Annotated in this window: 26 protein-coding genes; all 26 read left to right on the top strand. The window is 67.2% G+C overall.

The features are described 5' to 3' along the window. Positions 1-438 carry a cbb3-type cytochrome c oxidase subunit I gene (locus tag HY726_22120; GenBank protein MBI4611695.1) on the top strand — a complete coding sequence of 146 codons (438 nt, stop codon included), beginning with the start codon at positions 1-3 and terminating at the stop codon, positions 436-438. Positions 439-493: 55 nt separating this feature from the next. Continuing rightward, positions 494-1072 (top strand): hemerythrin domain-containing protein, encoded by a 579-nt coding sequence (locus HY726_22115; GenBank protein MBI4611694.1) that lies wholly within the window; start codon positions 494-496, stop codon positions 1070-1072. Between the two features lie 204 nt (positions 1073-1276). Further along, positions 1277-1882, top strand: coding sequence for a hypothetical protein (locus HY726_22110; protein ID MBI4611693.1), 606 nt, complete (start codon positions 1277-1279; stop codon positions 1880-1882). A gap of 22 nt (positions 1883-1904) precedes the next feature. Next, positions 1905-2312: a hypothetical protein gene (locus HY726_22105; protein ID MBI4611692.1), complete on the top strand. Its 408-nt coding sequence runs from the start codon at positions 1905-1907 to the stop codon at positions 2310-2312. 26 nt (positions 2313-2338) lie between these two features. After that, positions 2339-2575 carry a hypothetical protein gene (locus HY726_22100; protein ID MBI4611691.1) on the top strand — a complete coding sequence of 79 codons (237 nt, stop codon included), beginning with the start codon at positions 2339-2341 and terminating at the stop codon, positions 2573-2575. 331 nt (positions 2576-2906) lie between these two features. Beyond that, positions 2907-3614, top strand: a complete 708-nt coding sequence (locus HY726_22095; GenBank protein MBI4611690.1) for a formylmethanofuran dehydrogenase — start codon at positions 2907-2909, stop codon at positions 3612-3614. After that, positions 3611-4015 (top strand): response regulator, encoded by a 405-nt coding sequence (locus HY726_22090; GenBank protein ID MBI4611689.1) that lies wholly within the window; start codon positions 3611-3613, stop codon positions 4013-4015. Before HY726_22095 ends, HY726_22090 begins: the two co-directional genes overlap by 4 nt. Positions 4016-4061: 46 nt before the next feature. Beyond that, the gene (locus HY726_22085; GenBank protein ID MBI4611688.1) at positions 4062-4361 is read left to right on the top strand and encodes a hypothetical protein; all 300 of its coding nucleotides are present in this window, start codon (positions 4062-4064) and stop codon (positions 4359-4361) included. 198 nt (positions 4362-4559) lie between these two features. Beyond that, on the top strand, positions 4560-4862 hold the full coding sequence (locus tag HY726_22080) for a hypothetical protein (GenBank protein ID MBI4611687.1): 303 nt from the start codon (positions 4560-4562) through the stop codon (positions 4860-4862). A gap of 352 nt (positions 4863-5214) precedes the next feature. Further along, positions 5215-6306, top strand: a complete 1092-nt coding sequence (locus HY726_22075; GenBank protein ID MBI4611686.1) for a phosphotransferase — start codon at positions 5215-5217, stop codon at positions 6304-6306. 17 nt (positions 6307-6323) lie between these two features. After that, complete coding sequence (locus tag HY726_22070; GenBank protein MBI4611685.1) at positions 6324-6779, top strand: universal stress protein; 456 nt, start codon at positions 6324-6326, stop codon at positions 6777-6779. A 51-nt stretch (positions 6780-6830) separates the two neighbouring features. Continuing rightward, complete coding sequence (locus HY726_22065; protein ID MBI4611684.1) at positions 6831-7724, top strand: universal stress protein; 894 nt, start codon at positions 6831-6833, stop codon at positions 7722-7724. A gap of 14 nt (positions 7725-7738) precedes the next feature. Next, the gene (locus HY726_22060; GenBank protein MBI4611683.1) at positions 7739-8101 is read left to right on the top strand and encodes a TraR/DksA family transcriptional regulator; all 363 of its coding nucleotides are present in this window, start codon (positions 7739-7741) and stop codon (positions 8099-8101) included. Between the two features lie 70 nt (positions 8102-8171). After that, positions 8172-8534, top strand: coding sequence for a hypothetical protein (locus tag HY726_22055; protein MBI4611682.1), 363 nt, complete (start codon positions 8172-8174; stop codon positions 8532-8534). A gap of 505 nt (positions 8535-9039) precedes the next feature. Further along, on the top strand, positions 9040-9498 hold the full coding sequence (locus HY726_22050) for a hypothetical protein (protein MBI4611681.1): 459 nt from the start codon (positions 9040-9042) through the stop codon (positions 9496-9498). Between the two features lie 18 nt (positions 9499-9516). After that, positions 9517-10245, top strand: a complete 729-nt coding sequence (locus tag HY726_22045) for a hypothetical protein (GenBank protein MBI4611680.1) — start codon at positions 9517-9519, stop codon at positions 10243-10245. Positions 10246-10396: 151 nt separating this feature from the next. Continuing rightward, complete coding sequence (locus HY726_22040; GenBank protein ID MBI4611679.1) at positions 10397-11899, top strand: hypothetical protein; 1503 nt, start codon at positions 10397-10399, stop codon at positions 11897-11899. Further along, a complete protein-coding gene (locus HY726_22035; GenBank protein ID MBI4611678.1) occupies positions 11892-13280 on the top strand; it encodes a sigma-54-dependent Fis family transcriptional regulator in 1389 nt (462 codons plus the stop codon). Before HY726_22040 ends, HY726_22035 begins: the two co-directional genes overlap by 8 nt. A 90-nt stretch (positions 13281-13370) precedes the next feature. After that, the gene (locus HY726_22030) at positions 13371-13649 is read left to right on the top strand and encodes a ribbon-helix-helix protein, CopG family (protein MBI4611677.1); all 279 of its coding nucleotides are present in this window, start codon (positions 13371-13373) and stop codon (positions 13647-13649) included. Next, complete coding sequence (locus tag HY726_22025) at positions 13646-14017, top strand: type II toxin-antitoxin system VapC family toxin (protein ID MBI4611676.1); 372 nt, start codon at positions 13646-13648, stop codon at positions 14015-14017. Before HY726_22030 ends, HY726_22025 begins: the two co-directional genes overlap by 4 nt. Before the next feature lie 355 nt (positions 14018-14372). Then, a complete protein-coding gene (locus HY726_22020; GenBank protein ID MBI4611675.1) occupies positions 14373-16772 on the top strand; it encodes a HAMP domain-containing protein in 2400 nt (799 codons plus the stop codon). After that, positions 16769-17437, top strand: coding sequence for a response regulator transcription factor (locus tag HY726_22015; GenBank protein MBI4611674.1), 669 nt, complete (start codon positions 16769-16771; stop codon positions 17435-17437). Before HY726_22020 ends, HY726_22015 begins: the two co-directional genes overlap by 4 nt. Positions 17438-17543: 106 nt before the next feature. Next, entirely contained in the window at positions 17544-17948 is a 405-nt protein-coding gene (locus HY726_22010; GenBank protein ID MBI4611673.1) for a response regulator transcription factor, read from the top strand. Next, entirely contained in the window at positions 17945-18676 is a 732-nt protein-coding gene (locus HY726_22005; protein ID MBI4611672.1) for a hypothetical protein, read from the top strand. The genes HY726_22010 and HY726_22005 overlap by 4 nt, the downstream gene beginning before the upstream one ends. A 73-nt stretch (positions 18677-18749) precedes the next feature. Then, positions 18750-19199 carry a hypothetical protein gene (locus tag HY726_22000; protein ID MBI4611671.1) on the top strand — a complete coding sequence of 150 codons (450 nt, stop codon included), beginning with the start codon at positions 18750-18752 and terminating at the stop codon, positions 19197-19199. Continuing rightward, positions 19196-20225 (top strand): hypothetical protein (locus HY726_21995; protein ID MBI4611670.1); only part of this gene is annotated, 1030 nt, incomplete at its 3' end. The genes HY726_22000 and HY726_21995, both read left to right, overlap by 4 nt.

Raw genomic sequence — 20225 nt, 5'->3', positions numbered from 1 at the left:
ATGCCGCCGCTGGTCCGTCGCTATATCAAGACGGCCTTCGGCTTCATGCTGCTCGGGATGCTCGCGGGAGCCGTCGTCTCCGTCACCCAGGGCGTACTCGACCGGGCCGCGCCCCGCCTCGTCGTGGTGGCGCACGTTCACGTCCTGCTCGTCGGGTTCGTGCTGATGCTGATCATCGGTGTGGCCACGTGGATGTTCCCGCGGCCGGCCCGGGAGGACACGCGCTACCGGCCGGAGCTGGCCGAGGCCATCTACTGGCTCATGACGCTGGCGACCGCCCTCCGCTTCGCCGCCGAGGTCGCAGGGGCGTACTGGCCGGACGCGGGCTTCAGGCTCCTCGTCACGGCGGCAGGGCTCGGTCAGGTCATTGCTGCGGCGCTCTTTGTCTTCAACATCTGGACCCGGGTGCGCGCTCCTTCGATCCTGCGGGAGTCGTGAGGGGATTGGCGCGCGAGCCGGCGGGGAGCAGTTCACGACGACCAGGGAGGGAATCATGACGCGCAACATTCCGCTCGCGAGCGCCGGGCACGGTCACCACGGGGCGGCCGGTCCCACCGGGATGCTCCGCGAGGAGCACGAGGTGATCCTGAGGGCGCTGGCTCTCCTCGAGCGTTTCAGCCAGCGGATCGAGGCCGGGGAACCTGTGGACCGGGAGGGCCTGGCGTGGCTCCGGGACTTTTTCAGCACGTTCGCCGACCGCTGCCACCACGGCAAGGAGGAGCAGCACCTCTTTCCGGCCCTGCACCGCTACGGCGTTCCGCGCGAGGGCGGGCCGCTGGGTGTCATGCTCCACGAGCACGAAGAGGGACGTGGGCTGCTCCGGGCCATGGCCCAGGGGGATGACCGGGAGACCGCGACGGCCATCAGGCGATACGCGGCGCTCCTGCGCGGCCATATTGACAAGGAGAACGGGGTCCTCTTCCCGCTGGCCGAACAACTCCTTCCCGACGACGAGCAGCGCCGGCTGGCGCATGCCTTCGAGGCGGTCGAGCAGGAGGTCGCCGGCGCCGGCGTCCACGAGCGACTCCTGTGCCGGCTCGCCGAACTCGAACGGGAGGTGGCGACGGGATAGCCGTCTTCCCGCGATGATGCGGATGGGGTGGCCGCGCCTCGATTGGGGCGCGACCGCCCCATCGTCGTCAGCTTCGCGCGTTTTGTAGGTTTTGTAACCTCTGGGCTTTTCTGACTTTTCCTTCCCCGCCCCCTGGCATTCAGCTTGCACTTTCTGTCACCTGGCGAGCCTGCTCCATGGGTTTGCTGGGAGGAGGAAGGATCGATGGGCGGAAATGGAAGCTTCGTTGAACGGGAGGAGGCCTCCACGGCGTCGCTCGCGCTCGTAATCGGTCTCCTGATCGGGGTCGCTGCCAGCGTGGTCCTCGCTACGGCCCCCTTCACGGCGTTGATCGGGCCGAGCCGGGCTGCGCTGGCCTCGGCGTTTCACGGGCTGAGCGCGTTTCTCTATCTGATCGTGGGGACTGTAGGACTCTATCTCGGCTGGCGGCTCTTCTCGGGGCGGATCCGGGCCTTCGCCGACCTCCAGCTCCTCGCGACGGTGTCGGCGACGCTCTCCCTGATCGCGATCGTGTTCGGGAACTGGCTCTACATCTTTTACCGGGCCAAGGATCCGTCGAGCCCCCGCTCGTACTTCATGGAATATATGCCGATGGTGCACAAGATCTTCTTCGAGTTTAAGGAGTTCACCGCGCTGTTCACGCTGCCGCTGACCGTGGCCGCGGCGTTCATCCTCTGGTACTACGGGGCGCAGGTCCTGGACCGGAAGTGGATGCGCTACACGGTGGCGGTGCTCCTCGGGCTTTCGTTCTTCTACCTGGTCGTCGCCTTCAGCCTGGGCGCTGCGGTGACGAAGCTTCGGCCCGCCTAGCCAGACAAAGGAGGGATGCGGGATGACCACGAGACTTTTCGAGAAGAGGCGCGCGGTGGAGCTGGCGTGGACGCCGTCACCGGAGCGCCATCGGGAAAGTGGGCCGGCCGTGGCGGCCATCCTCTCGGCGGCCCTCGGGCTGATGACGCTGGCGCTGGTGAACCTTTTCACCCAGGCCTCGAAGGGGTTCGACGCGTGGGTGCACGGCATTGGCAAACTCTGGATGCCCGGAGCCGAGGGGATCGGTCCCTACTCGGGGAAGGAGACCCTGTCGCTCGCGGTGTGGGTAGGAGGCTGGATCGTCCTGCACCTGCTCCTGCGCAGGCGCGAGCTGAGCCTGGGGTACTGGCTCGTGGTGTTCCTCGTCGGGATCGGTATCGCCACCACGTTGCTGTGGCCTCCCGTCTTCGAGTACCTGGCCGGGCACTGACGATCCCTGGAGAGGAGACCCTGCGAATGCGCCACCATCACACAATCCCAACCGTGGGCCTGCTGCTCTGGGGCCTCCTGCTGACCGTTCCCGTGGCCGAGGCTCAGGACGCGGTAAAGGCGATTCTCACCCCGCCCCCGCTGGTGCCACCCCCGGTTGACCGCGTGGGGCGGGCGAAGGTCGTCGTCACGCTGGAGACCACGGAGGCGAAGGGCGCCCTGGCCAACGATGTCGAGTACACCTTTACTCCGACACGCCCCTAGCGTCGGGGCTGCCCGGCTCCGGTAACGCGTCCCTGCTACCGTTCCCAAAGCCCTGTGACTGTCCCAGCGCCACACCGGGTGGGGCGCTCGCGCCCCAGCCGGGCGACCGCTCGAGATTCCCGCGGGTCTTCCTGCGGATGCGCAATCACTGAAAAACATTGATCAGGCAGTCTGCCTGACCCACGTCCGACAGGTGGCACCGGGCTTGCTGAAGGAACGGTAACCCTCGGTCCCAGAGCGAAGAGGAGGCCATGGTCGCGCGGATCGTTCCGACTAGGCTCGCGATCCTCGGCGAGGCGATGCAGGATTCTCGAAGCCTCGGGGCGGCATGATGAGGCCGCTCGACGAGCTCCTCCAGGAGGCGGTGACCTTCCACGGCCACCTCTGTCCCGGCCAGGTCCTCGGGGTGCGCATGGCGATCGCCGGCTGCCGCGAGCTCGCCGTCGTGGAGCCGAAGAGCATGCAGAAAAACCTGGTCGTCTTCGTCGAGATCGACCGCTGCGCGACCGACGCCATTCAGGCCGTCACCGGCTGCTCCCTCGGCCGGCGAACCCTCAAGCACGTCGACTACGGCAAGATGGCGGCCACCTTCGTGAATCTCGTCACCGGCGAGGCCCTGCGTGTGGTGGCGCGCGACGATGCCCGCGAGCTCGCCGCGGCCTATGCTCCCGGCGTGGTGGGCCCGCGCGAGGCCCAGATCGCCGCGTACCGGGTGATGCCCGAGGCCCAGCTCCTGCGCTTCGAGCCCGTGGTCGTCCTGCCCGGGTGGCTGGATCGGCGACGCGTCCGCGTCCCCTGCCAGCTGTGCGGCGAGGGAGTGAACTACGGCCGCGAGGTCCCGTCGAACGGGCTCACCGTGTGCCGGGCTTGCTTCGCCGGGGCGTACTACCTGCCGCGGGCTCCCGCCGCGCGCGCGGCTCCGACGACGGCCGGCACCCAACGCTCCCCCGGCCGGGGAGACGGGAGAACGGCATCCATCCGCCAGGACGAGGACCGCCGTCGCGCGATCCCCGGTGCCGAGGCGAGCAGGACCCCATGAGTGGAGTTCCCAAGGGGCTGAAGGTTTTGATCGTGGAAGACGAGGCGGACCTGGCGACGACCTGCGCCCGCCTGCTCCGGCGGATGGGGCACGTCCCGCTCGTCACGTTGAGCGGCCAGGAAGCTGTCGAGCTCATCGAGCGAGAGCATCCTGACCTGGTCCTCACGGACCTGCGCCTCCCGACGGTGGATGGCTTCGCGGTCTTGCGCCACGCCCGGCGGAGCGCGCGGAAGATCCCGGTGATCCTCTTCACCGCGTACACCTCTCAAGCGTCGCGGCAGCAAGCCCTGGAGCAGGGGGCCGCGGTGTACCTGCCCAAACCGTTCACCGCCGCCGGGCTCCACGCCGCCGTCGAGCAGGCGCTCGCTGGCGGCTCCGAGCGCCCTCGGGGCGGAGCGTGATCTCCGGCAGCTCCGTTGATCCGGCCTAAAGGAGGAGGTGGAATCCATGCTCGGTCCAAGCGGGGCAGTCATCATTGCTCTCGCCCTGATCACGGCGTTCGCGCTGTTGGTGATCGCGGCGCTTGGCGCGCTCCCCGGAGCGATCCGAACGGTCAGACGATCGTTCTGGTGCCCCTTCCTCGACCGGGGCGTGACGGTGGAGTTTCAGGAGGAGGCGTGGGACGGGACACCCGTGGGGGTGAACCGCTGCACGGCGTTCGCGCCGCCCAGCGCAATCACCTGCGAGAAGCGCTGCCTCCAGCTCAAGAAATTTCCCGCGGCGAGCCAGACGGCCGGGGCCGCGTAGGGGCGCCCGCTGCCGGGAGTACGAGCGCGGGCTTCGCCCGCGCAACCTCTGGGGGAGGTTCGGAAGGGGGGCGGAGCCCCCCTCCGAGGTCGCTGGCGTGTTCGCACTACGAAAATAAGCTGAAGCCCTTATTTACCGGCGAGTCAACCGGACCGATCCTGGCAACGAGGTCTCGTCGAGCGCACGAGGAGGGAAGCCATGAACAACCCTTGGTTCCTGCTCGCCGCCATCGTCGCAGTTGGTGTGGTCTATGTCCTTCTGCCGGTCGTCGTGGCGACGTTCCTCCAGTATCGCGCCAAACGGTCGCTCAGATGCCCGGAGATGGGCACGAACGCCGAGATGACCGTGGATGCGCGGAGAGCCGCGCTCACTTCCGCCGTCGGTCGTCCGCTCCTGAGGGTGAAAAGCTGCTCCCTCTGGCCCGAGCGGAACGAGTGCCGGCAGACCTGCCTCGGCCTTCCCGCCGAGGAGCCCGAGCCGCTGCGGCCGGCGCTCCTCTGATCCCGATCGCGGTCCCTCGTTTTTGAGGTGAGGCTGCCGCACATGGGGCGGGCTCACCCCACGTCGGCGAGATCTCCGCCCAGCATCTCGCCGTAATCTGCTGTTTTTTCAACCCTCTCCTCCCGGATGAGTCTGGCACTGGGGTTGCAGCCGGTTGTTGGGTAGCACCACGAGCGGAGGGAGGGCACGGCATGGAGATTTTGGCGGGCAGCGGTGATCCTGCGACGGCGGGTGCGATCGCGCCCCGGGCTCGGACCATCGCCCCGACCGCCGCAGGGTCGAGCTCGCCCGCCGGTGCCGCTCCATCCCCCGCTCGTGGTGATCAGGGAGAAGGGACGGCCTGACGAGAGCGATGATCGAGCGACGAGAGCTTGAACGCTATCTCGGCCGGGTGCTGGGCGCCCCTGTCGAGCTTCTGGCGCTCCGGCCACTCAAGGGCGCCATCGCCGAGGGCGACGACCCGAAGGCGTACGGCTACGGCATGCCCTTCGAGATCGAGTGCCTGGTTGACGGCGAGCCGAGGAAATTCGTCCTGTCGCGGGCCCGGCCGGAGCGTGGCTTCGGCCGTGACTACCCGGCGGACCGGGCGTGGAGCGCGCTCTGGGCCCATGGAGCCTACAACGTCTTCCCGCGCCACGTCACGAGCCACGACGTCGGCTTCCGCCGGAGGTCGGGAGAGATGGTGTCGGCCGGGGACGCCGTGGAGTTCTTCCAGCTCGTGGAGAAGGCCGAGGGTCAGCCGTACTGGCTCGACCTGGACCGGCTCCGCACGGAACCGGCTGCGGCGCGAGACCTGGCGCGGGTGGACGCGCTCGCCCGCTTCCTGGCGGGCGTCCACGCCAAGCGCCTGGACGCGCCGTGGCTCTACCACCGGCGTATCCGCGAGCTGGTCGGCCACGGCGAGTGTCTCATGGGAATCCTGGACAGCTATCCTCACCCGGACCCGCTGCTCCCGGCGGAGACCTGTGTGGCCCTGGAGCAGAGCGCGGTCGCCTGGCGCTGGCGCCTCCGGAGCTTCGCCCACCGGCTCGCCTCCGTGCACGGCGACTTCCATCCCTGGAACGTGCTCTTTCGAGAGGGGACGGACTTTTCGCTGCTGGATCGAAGTCGGGGCGAGTGGGGCGAGCCCGCCGACGACGTCGCGGCCCTCACCATCAACTACCTGTTCTTCGGTCTCCTCCGCGGGCCGGGGCTCGCCGCGCCGTTTCAGCGCCTGTTCGACCGGTTCTTCGAGACGTACCTGGATGCGAGTCGGGATCGCGAGCTCCTCCAGGTGCTCCCGCCGTTCTTCATGTTCAGGGCGCTCGTCCTCGCCCACCCGCTCTGGTATCCGACGGTGCCCGCGACGGCCCGGCTCGCCCTTCTCCGCTTCGCCCGCGCCATGGGCGAGCTGCTGCCGTTCGACCCCGGGGCCGTAGGCCGCACGCTGACGGGTGGGTTGTGAGCGCTGAGGAGAAAGCTATGGGGCAGAAGATCCCGAAGATCCTGGTGGCGCTCGATGGATCGCCGGGGAGCGAAGCGGTGCTTCCGACCGTCGCGGAGCTGGCGAGGGCCAAGGGCGCAAAGGTGTGCCTGCTCCACGTGGCGCCGGTCGTGGACGCCGTGATCATGGACGGTCGCGTGATCGCGTACTCCGATCAGGAGACCGACCGGGTCGCGCAGGAGGTTCTGGCGTACCTCAAGAACGTCGCGGCTCAGCTGCCGGGAGTCGGCGTCGAGCTGGTCGTCCACTTCGGCGATCCGGCTGAGGAAATCGCCAGGGAGGCCGAATCCGGAGGCGCCGACCTCATCGCGCTGGCCACTCACCACTGGACCGGCGTCAGGCGACTCCTCAAAGGCAGCGTGGCCGAAAAGGTCGAGCGGACCACCGCAGTCCCCGTGCTCCTGGTTCGGTACGGAGTGAGCTTGGCCGCCTGAGGCCGAGGAGCGGATCGCGCGGTCCGGGCAGGAGGAACAAGGGAGGCGGCAATGAAACGGATCCTGGTTCCACTGGACGGATCGCTCCTCTCTGAGTCGGTCCTCCCCGTGGCCGAAGAATGGGCGAAGGAGGACGGGACCGAGGTGATCCTCCTCCGGGCGGTTGAGGCCCACCACGTCCGCGGTCCCGACGATGCCAGGGCGCAGATACGCTCAGTGGATGAGGGAGAGGCGTATCTGAGGGGTGTTGCCGACCGACTGGAGCGGCGGGGCATCCAGCAGGTTCGCTGGGCGATCTGGTACAGCGAACCCGTCTGGGCCATTACCGAAGCGGCCGGGGTGAACGCCGTGGATCTGATCGCCATGGCGACGCACGGCCGCGGCGGGCTGGGCCGCCTGGTGCTGGGGAGCGTGGCCGCGGGCGTGGTGCGCTCGGTCCAGGCGCCGGTGCTCCTCATCCGGGGCCAGTCAGCCTGGAAGCCATGGGCCGCGGGGAAGGTCCTGGTGCCGCTCGACGGGTCGGAGGCGTCCGAGGCCGTTCTCCCGGTCGTCGAGCGTCTGGCCGTGCCGCGCGGGCTGTCGATCGTGCTGGTCCAGGTGATCGACCCGCGCCCGTCCGCCGACCTCGACGACAGTTCCGTCAGGTTGGGTGAACGGATGGTCGAGCTGGCGACGCTCAGGCACCAGGAGGCCGAGCGCTATCTGGTCAAGGTCGCCGAACCGATGAAGGAGAAGGGTCTTCGGGTGGAGTGCGAGGTCCATCAGGGAAGCCCCGCCGAGACGATCGCGGCCTTCGCCGCACACGCGCGTGCAGATCTCATCGCCATGACGACGCACGCCCGGGGCGGCCTCGAGCGTCTCTTCTTCGGGAGCGTGGCCGAGGGGGTCCTCAGACACGCCTCGGTGCCTGTCCTCCTCCTCAAGGCCGGGCGCATCGAGCCATGATGCCGTCGAGGCAGTTGGAACAGCTCCGTCAGCGCCTCCTGGCCGAGCGCGAGCGGCTGCGCCGACGCATCGAGGGGATGGAAGGCCAGATGTCCGACCTCGGCGGCCCGCGCCCCATGGAGCTGGCGGAGAACGCCCAACACGAGGGGGGCTTCGCCGTCCTGACGGACCTGGACGAGCGGGGGTGGAGGGCCCTGGCCGAGATCGAGGAGGCGCTGGCCAGAATGGGCGCCGGCCGCTACGGGGTCTGCGAAGGGTGCGGATCGGCGATCCCGCGGGCCAGGCTCGACGCATATCCGGTCACGCGATTCTGCCTGGCCTGTCAGGCCGCGCGCGAACGCGGTCAACGAAGCGAGCGACGGCCTACCCGTGTCTGAGGCGAGTCCGGAGTGAGGAGAAGGAACTCGCGGGTTTGTGACGCGGGGGGCTCTTGAGGGGGTGAGGGACGTGTTCAATCTGCTTGCGGCCCTAGCCGTGCTCCTGTTGGTTGGACCGCTTCTGCTGATCGGGCTGGCGGGGCTCGTGCTCCTCGCCGCAGTGATCGTTCCGACCACTCCCCGCCGGCTGAAGGAGACCTTCTGGTGCCCCTGGGCGAGGCGGGTCGTCACCGTGGAATTCCTCGTGCCGCAGGGTGCGGCGCACCCGGCCGAGGTGGCGACCTGCAGCGCGTTTCCGAACTCTGAGCGCATCACCTGCAAACGACTCTGCCGGGACGCCGCGGAGGTTCGATGGGGCCTGTCGCGCGGGGTGTTTCCGCGCTGGGCCCTGACCGCGGGGGGCCCGGTCGCGTGGCGGCCGGCATCGAAGTGAACGGGCGTAACAGGCAGTGGAGCGGCGATCCTGAACGACGGGCGTTTTAGCCTCGTCTCTTCGGCGCTGAGGCGCCGTCACTTCTGGTGCGCGCTGAGCCGGCGGGACGTGGAAGTCGAGTTCGAGGAGCGCGGGCTTGACGGGCTCAGGCACCAGGTGGGGGTGAAGAGCTGCACCGCCTTCGACCCGCCGACCGCCGTCGCCTGCAGGCGTCTCTGCCTCGAGCCGGGCTACCGCCGCCAGTGGGACACGCCCCTGCCAGTCCTGACCCGGAGGCAAGGCCCCCAGAAGCTCGTCTGTGCATCTCGTTGCGCTCCTGAGAAGGGCGCTGCGCACCCGAGCCACCCCCGTCCTTCTTTCCCTCTTTTCCGCTCGTCCCCAAAACCGTTTTCCCGCAAATAGATAAGAGTCGGGCTGTCAGCCGTAGCGGCTGGCACGGCTATTGCCCCTGGAGCCCGATGACCCCCGAGGTGTGTGAGCGGAGGAGTCAAAAGGAGGAACCAGCATGAACAGCATGGGGCGGTGGCAACTCGCTCTCGTAGGAGGCCTGATCGGGCTCCTGCTCTTTGCGTGGGGGCTTGGGCCTGCCCAGGCGCAGTCGGTGAAAGAGTTCCTCTTGGTCACCGGCGAGTGGCAGTGGAAGGCCAAGCCCGGCGAGGCCCCCGTGGTGGACCGGAGCCGAGGATCGGTCAACGTGATGACGCGGTACACCTACGATCCCGGCTTCGTGGTGGTCAACAAGGGGGACACGGTGGTCCTGACGATCCACAATCTGAAGGGGGACCACCACATCGTGGATCTCCCGGCCTTCGGCATCAACGAGGTGAAGATCGTGCGCGGGGAGGAGCGGAAGTTCACCTTCAAGGCGGACAGGAGCGGCCTCTTCAAGATCGACTGCAAGAACCACGTGAGCCCCGAGAAAGAGGGGCCGATGACCGCATACCTCGTGGTCCTCGACCGGTAGGCAAGAAGGGAGCGGGCCATGGATCGGCCAGTGGTCATCCTGAGCATTCTGGCTGGCCTGGTCGCGCTCCTCGGCCCGGTGGGAGCCGACGCTCAAGACGCCTACCGGGAGCGGGCCGTGACCAACGGTGCCGCCATCTCGGGGGAAGCGATTCACGCCGGTGCCCCGCCGGGCCCCTTCGTCATCTGGGTGAAGAAGGACGCTGAGGTCTTTGGTGAAAAGGTGCCCGATGACCGCCTTGTGGTCTCGCAAGCCGGAAAAATCAAGAACGTCGTGGTGGCGCTCGAGGGAATCCGTGAGGGAAAACCCTGGCCCAACCACCGCCCTCAGCTTTTCAACAAAGGGGGGCGCTTTCTCCCGCACGTCCAGGTCGTCAAGACGGGGGTCCAGTTAGAGATCATCAACCGCGATCCTGTGCTGCATAACACCCACGGCTATCAGGACCGTCGGACCGTGTTCAACCTGGCCCAGCCGAACCAGGATCAGATCATCAAAAAGCCGCTCAAGCGGCCCGGTCTTGTGGACATCATGTGCGACGCCCATGACTGGATGAGCGCCTGGATCGTCGTATCGGACCATCCGTACGTCGCGATCACCGGCGAGGACGGTGCCTACGCGATCGCGAACATCCCGCCCGGCGCCTACATGCTCACGGCTTGGCACGAGAAACTGGGGCGCCAGCAGGTCCAGGTGACCGTGAAGGCCGGAGAACAGAAAAAGGCGAACTTCGCGTTCCCCGCCAAGTAGAAACGGTTTTCGGCGTCGTCACCACGGTCCGTCCTCTCCTCTTTGCTCTTCTACTAGCGGTGCGAGCTGGTCTTTGTCGCAGGGCCATGCCCCCTGGCGCCCGATTAGGCGCAAAGGCTATGATTGGAGCGGAGACGGTTTGAGAGAGAGCATGGGCCAGCGGTTCTTCCAGCGCTTTTCGCTGCTGAGCGCCGGACTGTGGGTGGGCGTCGCCCTCATCCTCGGCACCAGCGTGACCTACCTCGTCGAGCAGAAGATGCTGGAGCAGGCCACGCTTGCGTCCCTCGACTACTTCAAGAACCTGGCGCGCTTCATTACGACGAAAGAGGAGTTCGTTAAGCTGAGGACCGGGCCAGAGTACGAGGCCTTCGACCGGCTGATCAAGGAGGACTTCTTCACTTCCCACGTGGTGACCATCAAGATCTACGACCGCTCGGGCACCACCATCTACCACTCGCGGAGGCCGGAGTTCGTCGGCCGGGCCTTCCCCGACAACCGGCCCCTCCAGAAGGCCTTCCTGGGCGAGACCGTGGTGGGCCTGTCCGACCTCAAGGGTTCGGAGCACCTCGCCGAACGGCAGGCGGGGTACTCGCGGCTCTTCGAGGTCTACATCCCGATCTTCCTGGAGGGCACGAACCGGGTCATCGGGGCCTACGAGATCTACAGCCCCATCGACCCGCTCTACCAGAAGGTCCAGACCCTGCGGCTCTCGGTCTGGGGCGCGGTGATCTTCGGGCTGATCCTGCTCTACACCACGCTGTCCCTCACCTTCCGGCGAGCTTCACGGACCATCCTGGAGCAGAACCGGGCTCTCGAACGCACCGCGGCAGAGCTCCGCGCCGCCTACGAGGATCTCAAGCGGACCCAGGCGCAGCTCGTCCAGAGCGAGAAGCTGGCCTCCACCGGCCGGCTGGTGGCGGGGATGATTCACGAGATCGGCAACCCGCTGGCCTCGGTGCTCGGGCTTCTCGAGCTCCAGCTTCTCTGTAGAGGGAGCGCCCAGGACCGGGCTGAGTGCCTGGACCGAACCGAGCGACTGGCCGGCGAGATCGCGCGCCTCCGGGGTCTCCTCCGGAGCCTCCTCGACTACGCGCGCCCGGGTCCCTCTCAGGCTGTGCCCCTGGACGTGAACGACCTGGTGGAGAAGTCGCTGGTCTTCGTGCTCTCCCAGAAGGAGTTCGCGTCGCTGACCGTCGACAAGGATCTTGCCCCGAGCCTCCCTCCCGTGGTGGCGGACGAATCGCTGCTCCAGCAAGTCCTCGTCAACATCCTCTTGAACGCGGCTCAGGCCTCTGCGCCCGGGGGATCGATCAGGGTGACGACGCGGGATGAGAACGGCGAGGCGGCATCGAAGGGAGGTCACGCGGTGGGGCGCGTGTTCCAGGCCGGGGCGCGGGCCGTGACGATCGCGATCGCGGACAGCGGGCGCGGGATCGCGCCGGAACACCTCGAGCGGATTTTCGAGCCGTTCTTCTCGACGAAAGCGCGGGGGGAAGGAGCGGGGCTGGGCCTGGCGATCTGCCACAGCATCATCGAGCTGCTCCACGGCGCTCTGGTGGTCGATCTGCCGCCGGCGGGTGGCACGGCGTTCCGCATTGTCCTGCCGCCGGGCGCCGCGGTCCCGCTCACCGTCGGGAGGGCCGGCCATGCCTGAGGCGCGGGAGCGGATCCTCGTCGTTGACGACGAGGAGAACATGGTCCACTTCCTGAGCAAGCTCCTCCGCGGCGAGGGGTTCGAGGTCGAGGGGGTGCGGACGGGGGAGGCCGCCCTCGAGCGGCTGCGGGCCGGTCCCTTCGAGTTGGTGCTCACGGATCTGAAGCTGCCCGATACCGACGGGATCGGGATCCTCAAGGTAGCCCGGGAGCTCCACCCCGAGACCGTGGTGATTCTCATCACGGCCTACGGCACCATCGAGTCCGCCATCGAGGCCATGCGGGCGGGGGCCTACGATTACGTGACGAAGCCGTTCCGGGCCACCGAGATCCTCCAGGTGGTGGAGAAAGCCCTGGAGCGGGTGCGCCTCCGCCGCGAGGTCATCCAGCTCCGGCAGGCCGTGGAGGCGCGCTTCGGCTTCGCGAGCCTCGTCGGGAAGAGCGCCAAGATGCAGGAGGTCTATACCCAGATCGAGAAAGTCGCGGCGGCCCGTGGTGCCGTCCTCATCCAGGGCGAGAGCGGAACCGGGAAGGAGCTGGTGGCCAAGGCCATCCACTTCAACAGCCCCAGGAAATCGGGGCCGTTCGTGGTGATCGACTGCGGGGCGATCCCGGAGGCCCTCCAGGAGAGCGAACTCTTCGGCCACGAGCGGGGCGCCTTCACGGGTGCCGTCGCCACGAAGAAGGGTCTCTTCGAGGAGGCTCACGGAGGAACGCTCTTTCTGGACGAGGTAGCGGAGCTGGCCTCGGGGCTCCAGGCCAAGCTCCTCCGCGCGCTCCAGGACGGGGAGATCCGGCGCGTCGGGGGAACCAGGGCGCTTCACGTGGACGCCCGGATCATCTGCGCCACCAATCGCGACCTCGCCACAGAGGTCCGGGAGGGGACGTTCCGCGAAGATCTCTTCTATCGCCTGAACGTCTTTCCCATCTTTCTCCCGCCGCTGCGGGAGCGACGGGAAGACCTCCCTCTGCTGGTCGATCACTTCCGCGATCGCCTCGCCCCGGATGGCGGGAGGCCGCCCAAGCGGCTCTCCCCCGAGGCGCTCCGGGCCATGATGGCCTACCCGTGGCCGGGCAACGTCAGGGAGCTGGAGCACGCCATTGAGCGGGCGGCGCTCCTGAGCGAGGGCGAGGAGGTCACCGTCCGCGACCTGCCGCCGGAAATCCTCGCGCCCAAGGACGAGCTGACCGTGATCCTGCCGGACTCCGCCGTGAGCTTCAAGGAGACCCTGGGGCGCCTGATCCGGGAGGTGGAGGCGAGGCTCATCCGCCGCGCGCTCGGGCAGTCGGGAAACAACCGGACCGAGGCGGCCCGGCTCCTCGGCATCAGCCGGCGGGCCCTGCTCTATAAGCTCAAGGCCTACGGCCTCGGGCGGTCGTAAAGGACCTTGAGTCGTAAAGGACCTTGAAGGGTTATCGTAAAGGACCTTGAAGGGTTATGAGTATGGTGGTATGGTCCCAGTATGGTAAAGATGACGTTCACCCTCGACCTGGAGACCGTGGAGCAACTGCGGCGCGCCGCGGCCCGGCTCGCCCGGCCACAGAGCCACGTGGTGCGCGAGGCCATCCGGGAGTACGCTGACCGGATCGGCAAGCTCAGCGAGCAGGAACGGCTTCGCCTGCTTCAGGTCTTTGACACCGTGGTGCCGGCGATTCCTTCCCGGCCTCTCGCTCAGGTCCAGGCTGAGCTGGCTCACCTCCGAGCGGCTAGGCGCCGGAGAGGCAGGGGGCGCCGGGTGCCAGCCCGGTGATCCACCTTGATACCTCAGTGCTCGTCGATGCCCTCACCGGGCCCAAGCGGTCAGCTCCCCAGCTCCGGACGTGGATCGAACGAGGAGAGCGGATCCTGCTGAGCGCGCTGGTGCTCTACGAGTGGCTTCGCGGGCCACGCCTCCAGGAGGAGATCGAGGCCCAGGAAGCGCTCTTCCCGCAGGAGGCAGCCGTGCCCTTCGGCCCTCGGGAGGCGCTCCTCGCCGCCGACCTCCACCGGACCCTCCGCCGCCCGCGCGGACGGGAGCTGGACCTCGCCGTAGCCGCCTGCGCGCTGGCGCATGGCGCCGCGCTCTGGACCCTGAACCGGGAGGACTTCCGGGATATTCCCGACCTCACGCTGGTTTGATCCTACAAGTTCAAGGCCTACGGCCTCCGGCGGCCATAAGAGCGTGTCGGAGTAATGCCCTTCGAGCGCGGGCTTCGCCCGCGCAATTAACTCGGGCCTCGCCTCGTGGCTCTCCTCGCCTGCGGCTCGTCGGCAGCCCCTCGGCTCGAACTGCCTCGCCTGGGGGAGGCCTCGGAGGGGGCCGTCGAGGCCTCCTCCGATTGTCATAAGGTCCCACGAGTACCCCACTGTCGCAGGTTTGCCCCAGCCTGAGCCCCCATCCGTTCGCTGGCCAAACGCTGCAGTCGGGCCCAACCCCTTGAAATTACGCGAGAAAGCGCTAAAGCCATCTGGCAAGGTCTTTGCGGAGTCAGTCTTGAAGATGATCAACATCAACAAGCTTTTTCCGCGGCTCTCGATCCGGGCCAAGCTGGTCGTCGCTTTCTGTCTTTTCGGGGTGGTTCCCGTCGCGGTCGTGGGGGGATACGGCGCCGCCCACTCCTTCCGCCTTCTTAACGACGTCATTCATGATCGCCTGAGAGATGGGGTGCTCATGAAGGCCGAGGAGATCCAGCGCTTTCTCGACGAGGTGCAAGGGAACGGCCTCTTCCTGAGCCGCCTCCCCACCCTTCAGGCCCTCATCGACCTCCCGCCACGAGCCCGCGAGGAGCGGGGGCGTCTGGTCTTCCGCCTCGGCCAGGAGTTCCTATCCTTCTCCCGCTCCCATCCGGCCTACTACCAGATCCGATACATTGATGAGCGCGGGAGGGAAATCGTCCGAGCCGATTTCGACGAGAAGAGTCACGGCCTTGTGCCGCCCGATCGCCTTCAGGATAAACAGGATCGCTACTACTTCAGGGAGGCCATGACGACCCCCCCTGGGACTATCTACGTCTCCCCCATGGACCTCAACATCGAGCGGGGAGCGGTAGAGGTCCCCCACAAGCCTGTGGTCCGTTACGCAATGGCCCTGCAGACCGGCAGGGGAGAGCCGCGGGGGATCATCATCCTCAACCTTTACGCGTCCCACATCCTGCGTCGGGTCCTGGCTCTCGGTCAGGAGATGGGGGACGTCTCCCTGGCCAGTTCCGCCGGTTTCTACCTTTCGCGCTCGGAATGGATTCGCGCCGACCGAGATTCGTTTGGCTCGAGCAACCCTCCCTTTCCCTCCTGGTTGGCTTCTTATTCGGAGCGGCTCCGGTACGGCCAGGATTTCTCAGGCCTGAGACGAGAGCAGCAGCTCTCTAAGGACTTCACTCCGGACCTGTCGGCCACCATCCTCGGGGGGCACGCAGGAACCGTTGTGGAGCCCGGCCTCCGGGGCAGGATCGTGGCCTTCGTCCCGATATTCCCGCGTCGGGACCGTCAAGGAGAGTTTTGGGTCCTCACCCATGCTTACCGCAAGACCGAAGTCCTCTCCTCCATCCGCTCGCTTCAGGTTTTGATACTGGTACTGGGTGGAGGTGTCCTCGTCGTCGCTCTCGTGCTGGGCGTGGCGGCTGCCCGCCAGTTCACGCGTCCGATCACCGAGCTGATCCGCGGTGCCGAGGCCGTCGCCCAGGGAGAGTTTGATCGCCCCATCCGGGTAGAGACCAACGACGAGATCGAGGATTTAGCCGACCAGTTCAACCGGATGGCCGGTCACCTCAAGGAGCACGAGCAGGGGCTGCTGGACGCGCGGGCGCGGGCTGAGCGAAAGACTCGGGAGGCCCAGGCCCTCTCCCGGATCGGAACCGAGATCTCCCGCCTCCTCTCGCTCACCCAGGTCCTCCAGCTCGTGGTGGAGAAGGCCCGAGAGCTCCTCCAGGGCGACGTCGCCATCCTCTGCCTGGAAGAACCCGGGGTGGGGCTCAGAGTCGGCGCCGCGAGCGGGCCTCCGGAAGCCCTCTCGCTCCGCCCCGGAGAGCCGCTGGACGCTATCGCGTGCGTGAAGGTCGGATTCCCGGAGGCCCTCTGTCCCGTCGCCCACGGCGTCCGGCTCCCTACCCACGTCGCCGTTCCCCTCAAGAGCGGTGAACGCGTGGTGGGGAACCTCTGCGTGGGGTACTGGGTCGCGCGCCCCGTCAGCCAGGACGAATTGGAGTTCCTCGACGGGCTCGCCAACCAGGCCGCCATCGCCATCGAGAACGCCCGGCTCCATCGGCAAGTCCGGGACCTCGCCGCGCTGGAGGAGCGGGAGCGGATCGGGCAGGTCCTGCACGTCGGCGTCATCCAGTCGATCTATGCCGCGGGGCTCGGCCTCGAGGAGTGTGTGCGGCTCGCCGAAGAGGATCCGCGGGAGGTCGCGCCCAAACTGGAGGCGGCCATCGACAGCCTGAACACGGTGATCCGCGACGTCAGGAACTACATCGTCGGGCTCCAGCCCGAGGAGCTCCGGGAACGGGGACTGAGCCGCTCCCTGGCCGACCTCGCCCGCGGGCTGGCCCTCAACGCCCTGCTCCACTCTGAGCTTGAAGTGGAGCCGGGGGTCGACGAGTCTCTCACTCCTGAGCAGAACGGGCACCTCTTCCACATCTGCCGGGAGGCCCTCACGAACGTGGTCAAACATGCCAGGGCCTCCCGGGTCGCGCTGACCATGGAACGGGGGAGCGGGATCCTCTTCCTTACGGTCAAGGACGACGGGGTTGGCTTCGAGCCCGAGCAGCATGACGGCGGGGGGCGAGGGCTTCGCAACATGGGGGAGCGGGCGCGGCGTCTGGGAGGGTCGCTCAGCATCGAGAGCGCGCCAGGGCAGGGGACCCGGATCACCTTAGAGGTCCCACAGGAGAATGCATGAGCGGCAGGAAAATCGCAGTCCTCCTCGTGGACGACCACGAGGTGGTGCGCGTCGGCCTCCGCTCTCTCCTGGCCAGGGAGCGGGGCATCGAGGTCGTCGGCGAGGCCGGCAACGCCGCCGGGGCGGTGGCCCAGGCGGCCCGCCTTCGGCCTGACGTGGTGGTCATGGACGTGAGGCTTCCGGACCGGAGCGGCGTGGAGGCCTGCCGGGAGATCCGGAGTGCGGATCCCGCGATCCAGGTGATCATGCTCACCTCCTACGCCGACGACGAGGCCGTCTTCAACTCCATCGTCGCGGGAGCCTCTGGCTACCTCCTCAAACAGATCCGGGGGCAGGAGCTGCTCCGCGCCATCGAGACTGTGGCGGCCGGGCAATCTCTCCTCGATCCGGCCGTGACCCAGAAAGTCCTGGAAAGGATGAAGCGTCTGGCTTCCGGGCGCCAGCCTGACGAGATCGCCGCGCTCTCGGCTCAGGAGCGGAAGGTGCTGGCCCTCGTCGCCGACGGGAAGACCAACAAGGAGATCGCGGGGGCCTTGGGGCTCAGCGACAAGACCGTGAAGAACTATCTGTCCCACGTCTTCGAAAAGCTCAACCTCTCACGTCGTGCGGAGGCCGCCGCCTTCTTCGCCCGCCGTCGCTCCCCGCTTTCTGACCCGCTCCCGTAGGGCCATCTGGCCCTAGTCCCTGCAGGGTCAAAAAACTTCACGCCGTTCCCCTTCCGGCACTTTTCCCGCGCTCGCGGTCGGTCGAAACTAGCAGTCGATAGTACAAATGGAACCGTCTGTGACAGTGGTGGTCGTCGATGGCAACCCTGGGACACGGCAGGAAGTGATCCGGCGACTCGGGCAGGTTTCGGGGATCTCGGTGGTTGGGGAAGCGAGAGAGCCTGGCGAAGCCCTGACGGTGGTCGGCGACCGACGGCCTGACGTGGTCATCACGGATCTCCGGCGGATCGCTCCCGACGGAGCGGAATTCCTGGGCCGGCTGGCCAGAGCGGCCCCGCGCGCGGGGATCGTGATCCTCACCGCGTACCTCACCGAGCGAGAGCGGGCCGACCTGACGCGGGCCGGAGCCGGGGCGATCCTCCTCAAGGAGATCGACTCCGCGACACTCGTCAGGACGATCCGAACGGTCGCCGCCCGAGCGGCGGCTGAGGAAGGGAGGTCAGAGGCGTGAAAGGGCTCAGCGCGGTCGTGCTGGTGGGTCTGCTGGCGATCCCCTCTGCGGGCGCCGCTTACGAGGTGGCGCCGGTGGCAGACGGCGGAAGCGTGGCGGGGAGAGTTCTCTTCAAAGGCGCGCCGCCGTCCCCCAAGCGGATGCTGATCGCCAAGAACAAGGAGGTCTGCGGCGAGGGGTACCGTGAGATCGTGGAGGTGGCCGTTAACAGCGGCGCCCTCGCGAACGCCGTCGTCGTCATCGACGGCATCGCCAAGGGCAAGGCCTGGGTGGAGGCGCAGCAAAAGCCTCTCCTGGACCAGAAGGGGTGCCGGTTCATCCCCGGGATGATGGTGGTCCTCAAGGGAGGGGACCTCGACATCCTGAACAGCGACCCGGTCCTCCACAACATTCACACGTACGAGATCATCGGCTCGGCCCGCCGAACGATCTTTAACTTCGGCCAGCCGAACCAGGGGCAAAGGCTCACCAAGCCGATCAACGTCCGTCGGGGGGAGTGGGTCAAGGTGGAATGTGACGCCCACGACTTCATGCATGCCTGGATGTTTGCGGCCCCGTCCCCGTACGTGGCCGTGACCCGGGAGGACGGGAGCTTCGCTATCGCTGACATCCCGCCGGGGAAATACAGGGTCCGCGCGGTCCACCCGGTCCTGGGCGTGACCGAGGGCGAGGTCACCGTCCCGGCCAAGGGAAAAGCGGAGATCACCTTCGAGTTTCAACCCAGGTGAGGCAGCGGTCATGGGGGCCGGCTCCTCCGCTTCGTGGGCCTGCCGGGCGGCGCTGTTTCCGGATCCGCCGCGGATGATTCCGCACGCCCGTCTCCTGAACGTCGTGTGTCGAACGGTCCACCTCGCTGCCTTCGGCCTCGTGCTCGGAGGCCACGCCTGGGGTATCGAAGCCGACCGCCTTCTTCCACCGCTCTGGATAACCATAGGAAGCGGCGTGGCCCTCATGGCCCTCGAACTCCTCGCCAGTGCTCACTGGCTTCTGGAGGGAAGGGGCCTCATGGTGCTGCTCAAACTGGGGCTCTTGCTTCTCGTCCCGCTCGCGTGGGAGCACCGGCTCCCGATCCTGCTGGCCGTCGTCGCGGTCGCCTCGGTCGGCTCGCACATGCCGGCCCGCTTCCGTCATGCCTCGCTGCTCTCGGTCGGATTGGCGGTCACGGCAAGACTGGGGGGCGCGCCCGCCCCTGGGGTCGGTTGCGGTCAACTCGCGTCAACCGGCCTCTTCGGCAAAGGAGAAAGGCCATGAACAGGCTCTTCCGAATGGGCGGTCTGATGGCGACGGTCGCCTTCGCGCTCATGATCGACGAGGCCATGGCTGAACCGCTGGCCCCGCTGCCGGCGCTGGAGCCACCCAAGAAGGAGCAGGTGGAGCTAGGGAAGCTCCTCTTCTTCGATCCCCGCCTCTCCGGCGATGCCTCGATCTCCTGCGCCACCTGCCATGATCCGAAGAAGGGCTGGGGGGATGGCAAGGCGCTGTCCACGGGCTATCCGGGGAGCGAGCACTTCAGGAACAGCCAGACCATCCTGAATGCCGCTTACTACAGGCGGAACTTCTGGGACGGCAGGATGGACGGCCGTGATCTCCCGACGCTGGTGCGCGACCACCTGACCGAGGCTCATTTCATGCAGGTGGATGGCCGCCTTTTCGCTGAGCGCCTGAAACAGGTGCCCGAGTACGAGGAGCTGTTCAGTAAGGCCTTCGGCGGCGAGCCGACCTTTGGCCGGACGCTCAACGCCGTGACAGCGTTCGTGAAGACGATCGCCTCGCGAAACGCCCCGCTCGATCGATACCTCAAGGGGGAGACCTCCGCGCTGAACGCCGAGGCCCAGGAGGGGATGAAGCTCTTTCAAGGCAAGGCGGGCTGCGTCCAGTGCCATGGCGGAGCGCTCCTCTCTGACCAGAAGTTCCACGCGCTGGGAGTTCCGGACAACCCGAAGCTCTTCGAGGAACCCCTCCGCCACATCACCTTCAGGCGCTTTATGAAGACCCTCGGGACCCCCAACTACGACAACCTGAGAGAAGATATCGGGCTGTACGCGGTGACCAAAGAACCGGGAGACCGCGGCAAGTTCAGGACACCCTCGCTCCGGGAGGTCGCGCTCACTGCCCCCTACATGCATAACGGCGTCTTCGCCACCCTTGAGAGCGTGGTGGAGCTCTACAACCGGGGCGGCGGGATCCACCCGAACAAGAGCCCGCTTCTCAAGCCGCTCGGCCTCACCGATGCCGAGAGGAAGGGGTTGGTGGAGTTCCTGAGGAGCCTTTCCGGAG

Source organism: Candidatus Rokuibacteriota bacterium (assembly GCA_016209385.1).
Classification (GTDB): Bacteria; Methylomirabilota; Methylomirabilia; order Rokubacteriales; family CSP1-6; genus JACQWB01.
The sequence above is the reverse complement of the archived record's forward strand: the minus strand, read 5'-3'. Positions and strand labels throughout refer to the sequence as shown.